The organism is Desulfovibrio inopinatus DSM 10711, assembly GCF_000429305.1.
GTDB lineage: Bacteria > Desulfobacterota > Desulfovibrionia > Desulfovibrionales > Desulfovibrionaceae > Alteridesulfovibrio > Alteridesulfovibrio inopinatus.
Genome location: NZ_KE386880.1, coordinates 140,701 through 154,274, shown reverse-complemented (window position 1 = coordinate 154,274; position 13,574 = coordinate 140,701). Strand labels below are relative to the sequence as shown.

General features: G+C 48.7%; 11 protein-coding genes and 1 other RNA gene. 10 read left to right on the top strand and 2 right to left on the bottom strand.

The genetic code is table 11. The annotated features are described in order from the left end of the window. From G451_RS31510 to hydF, 7 genes are read left to right on the top strand one after another with little or no spacing between them, the layout of a single operon-like run. Positions 1-1,107, top strand: coding sequence for a two-component system sensor histidine kinase NtrB (locus tag G451_RS31510; protein ID WP_051261863.1), 1,107 nt, complete (start codon positions 1-3; stop codon positions 1,105-1,107). A 17-nt stretch (positions 1,108-1,124) separates the two neighbouring features. Beyond that, complete coding sequence (locus tag G451_RS0124365) at positions 1,125-2,585, top strand: sigma-54-dependent transcriptional regulator (RefSeq protein ID WP_027186283.1); 1,461 nt, start codon at positions 1,125-1,127, stop codon at positions 2,583-2,585. A 45-nt stretch (positions 2,586-2,630) separates the two neighbouring features. Then, entirely contained in the window at positions 2,631-4,040 is a 1,410-nt protein-coding gene (gene hydG / locus G451_RS0124360) for a [FeFe] hydrogenase H-cluster radical SAM maturase HydG (protein WP_027186282.1), read from the top strand. Positions 4,041-4,070: 30 nt separating this feature from the next. Continuing rightward, positions 4,071-5,507 carry an aspartate ammonia-lyase gene (locus G451_RS0124355; RefSeq protein ID WP_034643981.1) on the top strand — a complete coding sequence of 479 codons (1,437 nt, stop codon included), beginning with the start codon at positions 4,071-4,073 and terminating at the stop codon, positions 5,505-5,507. Continuing rightward, on the top strand, positions 5,504-6,091 hold the full coding sequence (locus G451_RS0124350; RefSeq protein WP_027186280.1) for a hypothetical protein: 588 nt from the start codon (positions 5,504-5,506) through the stop codon (positions 6,089-6,091). The genes G451_RS0124355 and G451_RS0124350 overlap by 4 nt, the downstream gene beginning before the upstream one ends. A 3-nt stretch (positions 6,092-6,094) precedes the next feature. Beyond that, positions 6,095-7,132 (top strand): [FeFe] hydrogenase H-cluster radical SAM maturase HydE, encoded by a 1,038-nt coding sequence (hydE, locus tag G451_RS0124345; protein ID WP_027186279.1) that lies wholly within the window; start codon positions 6,095-6,097, stop codon positions 7,130-7,132. Next, positions 7,125-8,330 carry a [FeFe] hydrogenase H-cluster maturation GTPase HydF gene (hydF, locus tag G451_RS0124340; RefSeq protein ID WP_027186278.1) on the top strand — a complete coding sequence of 402 codons (1,206 nt, stop codon included), beginning with the start codon at positions 7,125-7,127 and terminating at the stop codon, positions 8,328-8,330. Before hydE ends, hydF begins: the two co-directional genes overlap by 8 nt. A gap of 84 nt (positions 8,331-8,414) precedes the next feature. On the opposite strand, the gene G451_RS0124335 is transcribed toward hydF, so the two are convergent. Beyond that, positions 8,415-8,957, bottom strand: a complete 543-nt coding sequence (locus tag G451_RS0124335; protein ID WP_211236387.1) for a hypothetical protein — start codon at positions 8,955-8,957, stop codon at positions 8,415-8,417. 559 nt (positions 8,958-9,516) lie between these two features. Here G451_RS0124335 and G451_RS0124325 point away from each other — a divergent pair. Then, positions 9,517-9,756: a hypothetical protein gene (locus G451_RS0124325; protein ID WP_027186276.1), complete on the top strand. Its 240-nt coding sequence runs from the start codon at positions 9,517-9,519 to the stop codon at positions 9,754-9,756. A gap of 246 nt (positions 9,757-10,002) precedes the next feature. Next, the gene (locus G451_RS0124315) at positions 10,003-10,998 is read left to right on the top strand and encodes a PD-(D/E)XK nuclease family protein (RefSeq protein WP_027186275.1); all 996 of its coding nucleotides are present in this window, start codon (positions 10,003-10,005) and stop codon (positions 10,996-10,998) included. A 718-nt stretch (positions 10,999-11,716) separates the two neighbouring features. Here G451_RS0124315 and G451_RS0124310 read toward each other — a convergent pair. Continuing rightward, the gene (locus tag G451_RS0124310; RefSeq protein WP_051261861.1) at positions 11,717-12,931 is read right to left on the bottom strand and encodes an arabinose transporter; all 1,215 of its coding nucleotides are present in this window, start codon (positions 12,929-12,931) and stop codon (positions 11,717-11,719) included. Positions 12,932-13,129: 198 nt separating this feature from the next. Here G451_RS0124310 and rnpB point away from each other — a divergent pair. Beyond that, an RNA gene (rnpB, locus tag G451_RS33340) (RNase P RNA component class A) lies at positions 13,130-13,496 on the top strand. The last annotated feature ends 78 nt before the right edge of the window (positions 13,497-13,574 follow it).

Here is a 13,574-nt window from a genome sequence, read left to right as displayed (position 1 = left end):
ATGACACCCTCGGATGCCATTTATCGTGCGGTTGTCGAAGATCAAACCGAACTTATCCGCCGATTTCGTCCCGATGGTCGGTTAACTTTCGTGAACAGTGCCTTCTGCCGATTCTACGACATAAGCCGTGACGAATTGCTCAACACGTCTTTTCAGGACTTATTGTTGCCTGAAGAACGTGATGATATCGTTCGTCAGGTTTTTGCCCTGTCTCCCGAACACCCGGAAGCCATCACAGAACCCAGTTATACCGGCCCGGACGGACGAACGCGATATGTGCAATATGTCACACGAGCCATTTTCGACGACAACGGGAATGTATTAGAATATCAGTCTGTTGGACGAGATATCACCGCGCAACGACAGGCCGAAGCCACACTGGCCGAAGCCCGCGCAGCCATGGAACGCGCCAGCCGTGTGACGACCCTGGCCGTAATCGGCGGCGGGATTGCGCACGAGATCAATCAACCGCTCAGTGCTATCCGGCTACTCGTTGCCTCGGCACTGCTCCTTGACGAACGTCCTGATGCACCAAGAAATGAAATTGCCCGTATGTTGCGTGATGTTGCCGCGCAGGTCGACCGGATAGACGCCATCGTCAACCACTTGCGCGAACATCTACGTCATAACCAGGCAAGTTCCTCCGACCCGTGCGACCTTGGAGATGCCGTCAAGGCTGCTCTATCTTTAATGAACAACCAGATTCGAGCCCGCGACATCGCCCTCGAACTCGACATTGCTCCACATCTTCCACCAGTGATCGGCACGTGCATTCGATTCGAAGAACTCGTCGCAAACCTTGTGGCGAATGCTATGCAAGCCCTGGACGATACCTCTGTCGCGCATAAATTCATTTCTCTTCGAGTGATTCCCGTGGAAGCGGACCGTGTGGAATTGACAGTAGCCGACAATGGCCCCGGATTTGATCCTAAACTTACAGATCGCGTGTTTGAACCCTTTTTTTCCACGAAATCAACGGGGACGTCCATGGGGCTAGGCCTATCCATCGCTCAGACAATTGTTCAGGCGGCAGGTGGTTCCATCACCTGTGAAAATCGTCCCGAAGGCGGCGCGCTGTTACGCGTTGTGCTGCCAGCAGCGTGGTAGAGAAGGCGGAGACCATCATGCGTATTCTTCTTGTTGATGATGACGACGCAACGCGTTCCGCGTTGGCCGAATATCTCACATTGCTCGGCCATGCCGTCTCTTCCTGTTCCGATGCGATGCGTGCCTTGAATCTGTGCCGCAACCACGGCTTTGATATGGTCCTATCCGATATTTCTATGCCGGGTCGAACCGGTATCGAGTTGGTGCGCGACATTACGGCGCTTCCCGGTCCGACATCGCCGGATGTCGTCCTCTATACCGGTCACGCCGATCTTGAACTTGCCATTGGAGCCTTGCGTGCCGGTGCCTATGACTACTTGACCAAACCGATCAACCTGGAAGAGCTTGGCGCCGTATTGAACCGTGTGGCCGAACATCAGTCGCTCTTGGCTGAAAACGACCGCCTGACGAAACAATTTGATGAAGAAGTCGCTGCGGCAACACACGATGTCCAGGCCGAACTCTCCAGACTCCGCGGTCTGCTTGCCAAACAGGCGGGGTTGGACAATGTCGGCTTTTTTTCCGACGCTATGTGGCATGTTGTCGCGCAAGCCAGGCGGTACCATGATGACCGAACCCTGCCTATACTCATCCAGGGGGAAACCGGCGTCGGGAAAGACATCGTAGCGAAGCTCATCCATTATGGTCAGGAACAGACAACTTTACCGTTTGTCGATATCAATTGTGCAGCTCTTCCGGCCAATTTATTTGAAAGTGAATTATTCGGGTACGAAGCCGGTGCATTTACCGGCAGTGCCACTCGCGGCGCTCGGGGGAAGATCGATCTCGCCAAAGGCGGAACGCTGTTTCTCGACGAAATCGGCGAGATCCCTGTCGAGCTTCAAGCCAAATTGTTACGCGTCATTGAAGAGAAAGCGTTTTATCGCGTCGGAGGATTGACCAAAATCAAGACCGACATTCGCATTATCGCCGCCACGAACCTCGATTTGACCGAGCGCATTAAGGCGGGGCTTTTTCGAAGTGATCTCTACTATCGGCTCCGGGTGGGGAGCATTGTCGTGCCTCCACTTCGTCACCGTCAGGATGATATCATTCCTCTGGCGCGTATGTTTCTCACGGCGTTTTCCCAAAAACGCGGTAAATCATTTTCAGATATTGATATAGACGCCGCAAATGTTCTACACACACATTCTTGGCCTGGGAATGTTCGTGAGTTACGCAACGCCATGGAATGGGTTTCCGTTATGCACGATGCACAGGAATTACGTCCCAAACATATAGCCGGCTTTTTCGAGGGATCGGATCTCATAGCCTCTCCCGTACCCGATACCGCACCGACGTTACGACGTGCACCGAAACGCAAACCGCGGCCGACTGACGACGATATCAATGCCGCGTTGCTCGCGACATCGGGGAACAAAACCCGAGCAGCCCAGCAACTCGGTATCTCCATTCGCATGCTTCACTATCGGCTTGCAGCCAAACGGCAGGATGCCGACCCGAACGCAAAAGCATAAACCGTATGGGGTACACCACTGTGTACGCCAACCACGGAGAACATGATGAAACCGGATATCAAAGGGTTACAAAATTTTATTGATGAAGACGCGATATGGAAAACCGTGCAGGACACCGCCGGGACCGACGCGGCCCGAATTCACGATATCCTTGAAAAAGCCCGTGAAGCCAAAGGGTTGACGTTGGACGAAACCGCTTGTCTGCTCCATGTCGAAGACCCACAACTCAATGAGGCCATTTTCGAAACCGCCCGCACCGTCAAACAGACAATCTACGGTAATCGTCTGGTGCTGTTTGCCCCACTCTATATCACCAACGAATGCGGCAATCGATGTACCTATTGCGGGTTCAAGGCAACGAATACGGAGTTGGAACGACGGACGCTCTGTGCCGAAGAAATCCAACGTGAAGTCACCGTGCTTGAAGACCAGGGACATAAACGGTTATTGTTGGTTTACGGTGAACATCCCAAATTCGGGGCGGACTGGATCGCTGAGACCGTCCAAACGGTGTACCAAACAATCTCCCAAAGAAGCGGCGAAATCCGAAGAGTCAACATCAATTGCGCCCCGCTGGATGTGGAAGGATTCAAAAAACTTCATGACGTCGGTATCGGCACGTACCAATGTTTTCAGGAGACCTATCATACCGACACGTATGCGATGCTTCATCCCAGCGGCCACAAGCAAAACTTCTTGTGGCGACTTCATGCCATGCATAGAGCCATGGAAGCCGGCATTGATGATGTCGGCATGGGCACACTGCTCGGCCTGTATGATTATCGATTCGATACGCTGGCGTTGCTTGCCCATGCAGCCGAACTGGAAAAACATTTCGGCGTTGGCCCGCATACCATTTCGTTTCCTCGTCTGGAACCGGCATTGAATGCCGATATCACCTTCAATCCGCCCTTTCCCATAACAGACGCCCAATTCAAACGTCTGGTTGCGGTCTTACGCCTCTCGGTTCCGTATACCGGCCTCATTCTCAGCACACGTGAAGGCCAAACCATGCGGCGAGAACTGCTCGATCTCGGTGTTTCCCAACTGAGTGCAGGATCACGGACCTACCCCGGCGCCTACGCCGACCCCAACTACAACAGGCCCGAGGTGCAACAATTCTGCGTGGGTGACAACCGCAGTCTCGACGATGTCATTCAAGAAATCATCCACCAAGGATACATCCCATCGTGGTGTACGGCATGCTATCGTTTGGGCAGAACCGGTGAACATTTTATGGGACTCGCAAAAGCAGGCTTCATCCAGCAATATTGCCTTCCCAACGCCATGTTGACGTTCAAAGAATACTTGGAAGATTACGCCAGCGACACCACGCGTGCAATCGGCATGCCGCTTCTGCAGCATGAGATGGAAACATTACCCGACACACGACGCAACATCGTCACGGCACGGTTATGTCGTTTAGAACAAGGAGAGCGTGACCTCTATTTTTAAGAGGCAACACGCATGTTGGAGAAAGAAAGCATGGCAACACTATTCCGTTCGGAACACGACGCCTTAGGTTGCGTCGAAATTCCTGCCAATGCCTTGTATGGAATCCATACGGCCCGAGCAACCGCCAATTTCCCGCTTTCGGGCCTACGGCTTCCCGCCGTATTGATTCGCGCGTATGCCGAAGTCAAATTAGCTTGCGCCAGGACCAACCTCGCGCTGGGATATCTCCCAACCGACATTGCGCAGGCCATTGACACGGCTTGTAGAGAAGTCATCCGTGGTGAACACCATGATGCTATTGTCGTTGACGCCTTTCAAGGTGGTGCCGGCACATCGACCAATATGAATATCAACGAAGTGCTCGCCAATCGCGCCGGAGCATTACTGGGGCATCCGTATGGTGCTTATGTGGTCCATCCATTGCATCATGTGAATCTGCACCAATCCACCAATGACACATACCCCACCGCACTCAAAGTTGCCATGCTCCACGAGCTGAAGCGACTCGAACCATCGATTGCCGATCTTCAGACGACACTCCAACACAAGGAACAGGAGTATCAAAACATCCTGCGTCTTGCCCGCACCCAACTCCAAGATGCAGTGCCCATGACAGCCGGCATGACATTCGGCGCCTGGGCCGAAGCCATATCCCGTGATCGTTGGCGCATCTTCAAATGTCGCGAACGCATCAAGCTCGTCAATCTGGGCGGCACCGCCGTTGGCACGGGGCTTGGCGCACCCCGTGAGTATATCTTGCGCGTGACCGATGCTTTGCGTTCTATCACGGGCCTCAAAATTGCCCGGGCAGAAAACTTCATCGACGCCACACAAAACATGGACTGTTTTGTCGAAGTCTCAGGAATGCTCAAAACGTGCGCCGTCAATCTCTTAAAAATCTGTAGCGATATACGCCTGCTCGCCAGTGGACCAATGGCAGGACTCGGTGAATTGCACATTCCAACACAGCAAACCGGATCGTCCATCATGCCGGGAAAAATCAATCCCGTGATTCCCGAAGCCGTATCACAGGCCGCATTGCGCGTGATGGCCAACGATGGTTTAGCTGGGAACGTCGCCGCTCTGGGCAACTTGGAGTTGAATCAATTCATGCCACTTTTGGCGCATTGTCTTTTGGAATCACTGCACATGCTGAACCATGCCGTGGTGCTGTTACACCAGCGTTGTCTTGCCCAAGCCTCACCCGTCACCGATCGATGTGCCGAGCATCTTGCCTCGGGCGGTGCGTTGGCAACCGTGCTTGTGCCGGCTGTAGGCTATGAGACAGCCGAACATATAACCGAACTCGCCAGACAACAGCATATATCTATACCTGAAGCAGCCGCGACCGTTCTCGGTGTGTCCGTCGAAGATGTCGCTTCGGTATTGACCCCGCAACGCATGCGGCAACTCGGCTACACGGACGAGACATATGCCTCTCTCCGTATCAATACGGTGAAATCATGACACTTCATATAAAAGCTGGAGTACAACAATTCGATTTGCCCAAAGTGCTTTCCAATGCACACACCCGCATTATCCTTCATGCGCCACCATACGGGCCATTCGCACGCAACAACACTATCCTTCATGCTCTGGAATCTACACTGTTCCGGCCGGATGGCCCTACACTGACCGCATTATGTCTACCAGATATCCATATGTATCCATGGGTTATGGATTTTATGCGCCTCTTACGTCCCCAGGGAGACAGCGCCGAAGTGGAACACGAGCTCAACAGATGCAGACTTTTTCTGCAACATTTTGCCAGGAACGCCCCCACTCGGGTACGCCTTTTAGAAATGCAAGTGCCTCCTTCTTTGCCTCTATTGATTATCGATGAAACCGTCTTCTTCAGCCATTTTGCTCACAGTACCGTCATGACACCAGATGGATTCTGGTGCAGTGTCACGGCCCCTGTGGATGATTTTATGAAACATGCCGATCAAGGAACAGAACCAAAGACCAGCGATCCAGTACTACGCGCCACATTTCGCATTATTTCGGAATGTGTTCATACGATTAGCCGGGCGATCCCCATCACGATGTAACCTATGCAACGCAATGAAATCATTGACGTTCTCCATGCACCGGATGCAACAGCTCTTTTCGCGTCAGCCCGTGCGTTATGTGACTCCATCTTCGGTCGAAAAGTATATCAGCGTGGGGTGGTGGAATTTTCCACGATCTGTCAAAAGAACTGCCACTATTGCGGCCTCCGTCACGCCAACACACAAATTCGCCGTTTCATGTTGGAAAAAGACACCATCCTGACGGCGGTTCGTCATGTCGTGGGCATGAAAATAGGGACTGTCGTCTTGCAGTCGGGTGAAAACCATGCCATGGATATTAGGCTTGTCGGTGATGTTATCACCCATATCAAAAAGATTGCCGACGTCGCGGTAACCCTTTCGTTGGGTGATCATGCGACCGAAACCTATGCCTATTGGCGCGATTGCGGAGCGGATCGGTACCTCTTGAAAATAGAAACATTCGACGAAACCCTGCATGCCCGTCTCCGGCCGAACCAAACAGTAGCTAAACGCTTTCGGCGATTGGAAGCGCTCCATCGTTTAGGATATGAAACCGGTTCCGGCATTATCAGCGGTCTCCCCGGCATGACAACGACCGTCCTTGCCAATGATCTCCTCCGACTCAGCGAACTTCCATTGAGTATGATTGCTATTGGTCCCTTTGTTCCGCACCACGACACCCCTCTCGGGGCGTATGTTGCGGGCAATACGGATGAAGCGCTTCGTGCAATAGCGCTTTTACGTATCATGAATCCACTGGCCAATATTCCGGCAACAAGTGCGCTGGATGCACTTCTCCCCAAAGGACGCGAACGCGGACTTGATGCTGGCGCAAATGTCGTCATGCCTTCGGTTACCCCCGAACCGGTTCGCGCTGACTACACCATCTACCCCGGCAAAAACAGTTCCTCCCTGTCCGTCCAGAGGACCGTTGCAACACTCCAACATCGACTTCGCATCGCGGGATATATCCCCTCTTCCACCCGCGGATTTTCTCCTACACGACTTCACGCTGCATACGCCGACCTCACCTCTGAAAAGGAACATCGTCATGTCTGAAAACGCTCCCAGAGGGGTACGAATGGTCATTACCCTGGTTGGTCGACGCAATGCGGGCAAATCCTCACTCATCAATGCTCTTGCTGAACAGGAAATTGCTATTGTTTCCGAGCAGCCCGGCACCACGACCGATCCCGTTGCCAAACACTATGAACTGTTACCTCTTGGCCCGGTCACGTTTTACGATACGGCCGGACTCGATGATACCGGCAAACTCGGCGCACAACGTGTCAACGCAACCAAGAAAGTCCTCAGCCGTACGGATGTAGCATTGCTCGTCGTTGGCGAAAGCGGTCTGGGCGATGCGGAGCGCACATTTTTACGCACATTCCATAAAGAAACGATTCCCGTCATCGTTGTCTTCAACAAGGCCGACGTCGCCTGCCTTCGTACCGACGATGTCGAGTTTTGTGAGGCAAACCGCATTCCGCACATGAGCGTGAGCGCGAAAGCCGGTTTAGCGATTGATGATCTCAAAAAAACGGTCATTGATCACGCTCCTCGCGAATTCACGGAGGAACCGGTTCTCATCGGCGACCTTATCAACGAAGGCGATACCGTGCTCTGTGTCGTCCCTATTGATCTTGCCGCCCCCAAAGGCCGACTGATCCTGCCCCAAATCCAGGTTCTACGCGACACCCTTGACAGTGATGGCATAGGCCTTGTTGTCAAAGAACGAGAACTTGAACACGCCCTCAGCATGCTCAGTGACGAACCTGCTCTTGTTGTCACCGACTCTCAGGTCGTGCTCAAAGTTGCCGCCGATGTTCCGGAGACCATTCCGCTGACTACCTTTTCGATCCTCTTTGCCCGCTATAAAGGCAATCTCGCGAGCCTTGTACAGGGAGCCAAAACAATTGATTCTCTCCAGGATGGAGACAGGGTTCTCATGTGCGAAGCTTGTTCCCACCACGCCGTTGCCGACGATATCGGTCGTGTCAAAATTCCCCGATGGATTACGCAGTACACCGGCAAGGACCTGAAGTTCATTATGTATTCTGGGCATGATTTTCCCGAAGATCTTGAAGACTATGCTCTGGCTATCCATTGCGGTGGTTGCATGATCAACCGTACAGCAATGCTCCGCCGTATCCGGGAATGCACCCGTCGCGGCGTCCCCGTCACCAATTATGGAGTTGCGATATCCAAGGTACAAGGAGTGTTAGAACGCGTGATTAAACCGTTTGATTTGGAATAGGAGTGCGAACGAAAGACGAGAAACAAGAGCATACACGACGCGATATACAGTTCCCTCTCCATAGTGCATGCATCGATATTGCGCCTAGGTGGCATATTGATAGCCGAAACGGCGTATATGGCTATCAAACAGTATTTTCATATCACGAGAAATGGAATTCGCAATTTGCTCATAAGAAATATCAGGATGACTTCGCGTATTATATTTTTGCGTCGAGTATTCCGTCACTTTCGTGTCAGTATAACCTTGTTCATACAGCCAGTGAAAAATTCTTTCCGGGTTTTCAAGCTGGATAATCACGTCAGGATTTTGTTTCAAAACGAGCATATACCATCCCACGACTGATAACACTGATTGCTCAATTGGATTCTTACATTTTCTAAAATCAATATATTGCGCGCGAAGTGGTAAACTCATAACTTCCGTGTACATCGTGCTCGCGACAGTTTGAACAGGATCGCGAACAACACAAATGATTTTTTCAAAATCGTAGTCACTTCTTCTCAACGTTGTATCAATCCACCATTGGTATTCATTGGGTGCTGCAAAAACCCAACTGCTGATCCCATCCTCTTTCATCACTTCGTGTCCGACAGTATATCCAGCAGCTTGCATCAAAACCGTCATATATCCCGTACCAGACCGAGGATGGCCGATAATGAGAAATTTTTTACGTATCTTTTCCGACGATGAAACACGTTGTGATAAATCCAATGTTGACCTTGATCTTTCCTGGAGTGTTATAATATCCTTCGATTCATTTACTCAAAAGAATATGACAATCTTGTAATTACATCACTAAAGAAATAAATGCACGAAAAACAATATTCTATCCCCTCCTTTGACCTTTGATATTTCATAAACATTTCGGCATTTTAAATATCCCTCCTGAGCACCTAGAAACAACATTAACCAACCTGTTAAAATAATATGATTATTTAAGAAAAGAACAAGACTTGCTAATCGAAACAAGTTGAAGGCTTTATCACAGATACACTCCCATAAGAAAGACTCACTATATCCTTTTGGTATGGGAACAATGATGTTTGATACCCAAAACAGAGGAGGAAGCAGTGCCAACTACACAGAAAAAAATGATTGATGTTCTTTTAAAAAAATTTCCGATGAAAGTAGCTCAAACAAGTTATCAGGAAAAATATGGAGACATACTGACGAAAAATTGAGTATGCAAAGTGAAGAAGTACCTTTGCATAGAGCTGTAGATATTGTGATTTTTATGGTTGCAACACTTTATTTGAGCAGAGGATCTACAGCTACAATCGATGAGGATACTTTCCATAATCAAACTGATCCTGTTGAGCTTGATCAAATCTGTGATCTTTCAGAAGAGTTTTCAGCTGAAGAACAATTGTTATCAAGCAGATTGCAAGCATTGAGTTCTATTCTAAAGAAAGCGAGATTCTAAAAAATAGAGCTGAATTGAGAGGATAAATGAATTTTTTGGAAATACAATTTGTCCAAAGAAAACAATCATTGACGGTAATCATGACAAAAAAAGGAATACTCCAACAACATGAATAGCTATATATGCCAACACGCAACAAGCTATTCATAAATCTGTTTCACCTTAGGGTTCCGTTCAATATGAGATAGGGCCATCCCTCAGAAAAGGAATCTTTTCGGACTTAACAATAAATCTCCAAAGGACACAATGAATACTCCAAATCTCTTTACATATGCGACGAAAGAGCTGTCACAAGATGCATTCCTTTGCTGGTTATCAGCTTGGGCTGATCCAAAATATGCAGCAAATGAACCAACGATGCACAAATGTGCTCAACAATTCATACTATGGCTATTGAAACATGGTGGGATTTCAGAAGTCAATTCTGTAGAGTCTCTTGAAATTAGACAACAATACTACTCGATAGACATACTCATAATAGTAAACAATGAATACACAATACTTATTGAAGACAAAGTCCATTCAAATCAACATGGAAATCAATTAAAAAGATATCTTGATAGGCTAGTTGAAGAAGACAAAATTCCTCGTGCTAAAATTGTTCCAATATATTTAAAAACAGGAAATCCTGAAAGTGGTGAATATGATGAGGCAATAAAAAATGAGTATTCAGTTGTTCAACGACGTGACTTACTTGATCTGTTTGATAAAAAAGACATCCACCCTCTTTTTCATGATTTTTATTCTTACCTAGAAAAACAAGAAGAAGAGATGAATTCATGGATGTCGAGTCCACTTTCAATATGGAGTACTAATTGGTCTGCCTGGATTGGCTTTTATTCTAAAATATACGATCATTTTTCTAAAAAATTTAAACCTAACGAACATGGATGGGGGTATATAGCAAATCCAAATGGTGGTTTTATGAGCTACTGGCTACATTATGGAGAAAATCTCCATATAAGCCTCCAAGAGAAGGCCCTGTGCATCAAAATATTGGAAAATAATAAAGAAAAAAGATCTGAAACGAGAAAACAATGGTACGATATTGTTTCTGAAACTGCTAAAAATTCGTCGCTATGCTATTCCAAACCTGCCAGATTTGGATCTGGATCATATATGACCGTAGTAACTCGAGACAACGGCTACATCTTTGTAGATGAAGATGGAATTATAAACCTAGAAAAAACCATAATGAACATTGAAGAAGCATATACCCTTATAAAAGACTGTACCGGTTGATGACATTGACTCAAGAGTCACAGATAATTGGAGAGAACACCCCCCACTCCCATTATCTGTGACTCTTTAAACGGAGCTAAAGACCATTTCTATTTTTCTGTTTCAAATTCTATTATTCTTTGACAATGTTCCTCAAAATCAGTTTTCTTTCTCTTTTAATCTTGGCAACTTGACACTCGATATATAGACATGGATTATAACACAACAACTCCAGAAAGTGAAATATGAATTATCCTTGCCAATAAATGCAATTCCATATTCAACAATCAAACATAAAACTCCGATTTCAATTATAAAAATCAAAAACAACGAGGTATATGTATTATACGAATTATATCACGAATTATCTCGTCGACTGTATCAATAAATAACAACATGACTGTGCTATAGCATTTATACTCCTCTTTTAGATTTGAGACTACGTGTTACAAGAAAATTATCATAAAAACAGGCTCCACTGCGACAGACCACAAGATTCGTTGCCACGAAAAAACACCGCTCAAGGTCACATAGGTCCAGGCCTTCAATTTAAAGTGCCCAGCAGTCCTGTATAGAGTTTTAACTCACCGACTTTATTTTTATTTTTTCTTATTGAGCCCCTTTCAAAACTTCACTCAAGAGATGAGCAACGGTTTGGTTTTAGCACCAAACCTTAATGTCTTATTCGCAAGATATTAAAGAACAGAAAGTGAGTGAACTTCAGAAAATCTCTGGAGGTTTAGCCAGCTGCACCCGGCGCCCTTCTTCCATTCCGCATCAGGACGAGTGCAATCCACGCGGCAGCGAGGACGCTTATCCCGGCGACAAGAAAAATAAATTCCAGGCCGACCCAACTTGCCACAAGACCAAGAGAGGGACCGGTAATGCCAAGAGCCAGGTCGAGAAATGCAGTATAGGCTCCCATGGCGAGACCATGGTCTTCTGAAGGGGTCATGTGCATCGCTTCCAGTCCGAAGCCTGGATACACAAGGGCGTATCCCAAACCAGTTACCGCAGCCCCGATAAAGACCAAGAGCGGTCCTGAGGCGAGCCATATCAAGAACAAACCCGCTGCTTCTACAAACACGCTGATTAACGCCGAACGCGCCCCCCCAATCCTATCCGGTATATGGCCGAACACAACCCGTCCGAGAATAAAGGCGGCACTTAACGATGTGAATACAAGCCACGTCGCTTCCCAGCCACGATCGGCAAATAACAATGCCCCAAAGGTTGTGATGGAACCGAACCCGACCGCAGTCAGTCCCAGTCCAGTCCCGGGAAGCCAAACAGCACGGAGAATTTGCGAAATGGAGGAATGGACCGTTGATGTTCTATGCACAGTTCTTTGTTTCAGCGGGATGACGACACATAATGTCGCGAGCGGTAACACCGCGGTTCCCAATGCGACGGCGAAAAATCCAAACGGATCATACAACGCCATTCCAACCGGTGCTCCCACGGCAAATGCCGCCCATATTGCGGTACCAATCCAGGAAATGACTTTACCGGCATGCAACGGCCCGACAATACTCAGTCCCCACGTCAGCGCCCCGGTGATGATAAAGCTTTCCGCTCCACCAAGTAATATTCGTCCCAACAAAAGCATCATCGCCGCAACCATCGGCAGACGAAATAGCCACAGTGACAACAAATAAAATACCCCGGAACCAAACCCAGTAACCAGGCCAATAATGACTGTTCGTTTTGTCCCTCGCGTGTCGGCATACCGCCCAGCCCAGAAACGTGAAAACAGTGCGGCCACAAATTCACAACTCACGGCAACACCGACCATCACCGGACCATATCCCAGCTTGCGCGAAACATAGAGTGGGACAACCGGAATGGCCATGCCAATAACGAGAAACGCAATAAAAACCACGGCCATCAGCGGAAGAATAATCCGCAAATTCCATTGGATATCATCCGATGGACGTTCCGATTGCATCGACATTATACTTGCTCCTTCACATAAAAAAACAAACTCCTTGCGCAGGCAAAAATGTATCACATCTTTCACCTCACAACAAATAATAAAAAATATCAGCATGTTATTCGCACATTAAAACACCTTCCCCGTGTAGCCCTATCATAACGCACCTTCTCAACGTGCTTTGACGATTGACGAAGAAAGACTTATTGTGTCTGCTGGGGAGTTGGACAGATCGTCGCCGCGAGCCGTATGGCTCGGGGAGGAAAGTCCGGGCTCCGTAGGGCAAGGCGCTGGGTAACGCCCAGTGGGAGTGATCCCAGGAAAGCGCAACAGAAAGCAGACCGCCCGCCGAACATCTCGGCAGGTAAGGGTGAAACGGTGGGGTAAGAGCCCACCGGCGGCCGTGGTGACACGGTCGGCCAGGTAAGCCCCGTCTGGAGCAAGACCGAATAGGGGAACACATGGGTCGGCCCGACTCTGTTCCCGGGTTGGTTGCTTGAGGTCGAGAGTAATTTCGATCCTAGAGGAATGACGATCACCCCGTTTATACGGGGAACAAGACCCGGCTTATCGGCCGACTCCCCATTTATTATGGAAAAATTCATTTATGCCAGGATGCAAAACCTTGCGTCCTGGAATGCAAACGTCTACATTCGTTTCCCCT

Bases quoted from the DNA above. Each gene is read 5' to 3' on its own strand.
- G451_RS31510 (WP_051261863.1), top strand. From the start codon at position 1: ATGACACCCTCGGATGCCATTTATCGTGCGGTTGTCGAAGATCAAACC.
- G451_RS0124365 (WP_027186283.1), top strand. From the start codon at position 1,125: ATGCGTATTCTTCTTGTTGATGATGACGACGCAACGCGTTCCGCGTTG.
- hydG (WP_027186282.1), top strand. From the start codon at position 2,631: ATGAAACCGGATATCAAAGGGTTACAAAATTTTATTGATGAAGACGCG.
- G451_RS0124355 (WP_034643981.1), top strand. From the start codon at position 4,071: ATGGCAACACTATTCCGTTCGGAACACGACGCCTTAGGTTGCGTCGAA.
- G451_RS0124350 (WP_027186280.1), top strand. From the start codon at position 5,504: ATGACACTTCATATAAAAGCTGGAGTACAACAATTCGATTTGCCCAAA.
- hydE (WP_027186279.1), top strand. From the start codon at position 6,095: ATGCAACGCAATGAAATCATTGACGTTCTCCATGCACCGGATGCAACA.
- hydF (WP_027186278.1), top strand. From the start codon at position 7,125: ATGTCTGAAAACGCTCCCAGAGGGGTACGAATGGTCATTACCCTGGTT.
- G451_RS0124335 (WP_211236387.1), bottom strand. From the start codon at position 8,957: ATGACGGTTTTGATGCAAGCTGCTGGATATACTGTCGGACACGAAGTG.
- G451_RS0124325 (WP_027186276.1), top strand. From the start codon at position 9,517: ATGCAAAGTGAAGAAGTACCTTTGCATAGAGCTGTAGATATTGTGATT.
- G451_RS0124315 (WP_027186275.1), top strand. From the start codon at position 10,003: ATGAATACTCCAAATCTCTTTACATATGCGACGAAAGAGCTGTCACAA.
- G451_RS0124310 (WP_051261861.1), bottom strand. From the start codon at position 12,931: ATGTCGATGCAATCGGAACGTCCATCGGATGATATCCAATGGAATTTG.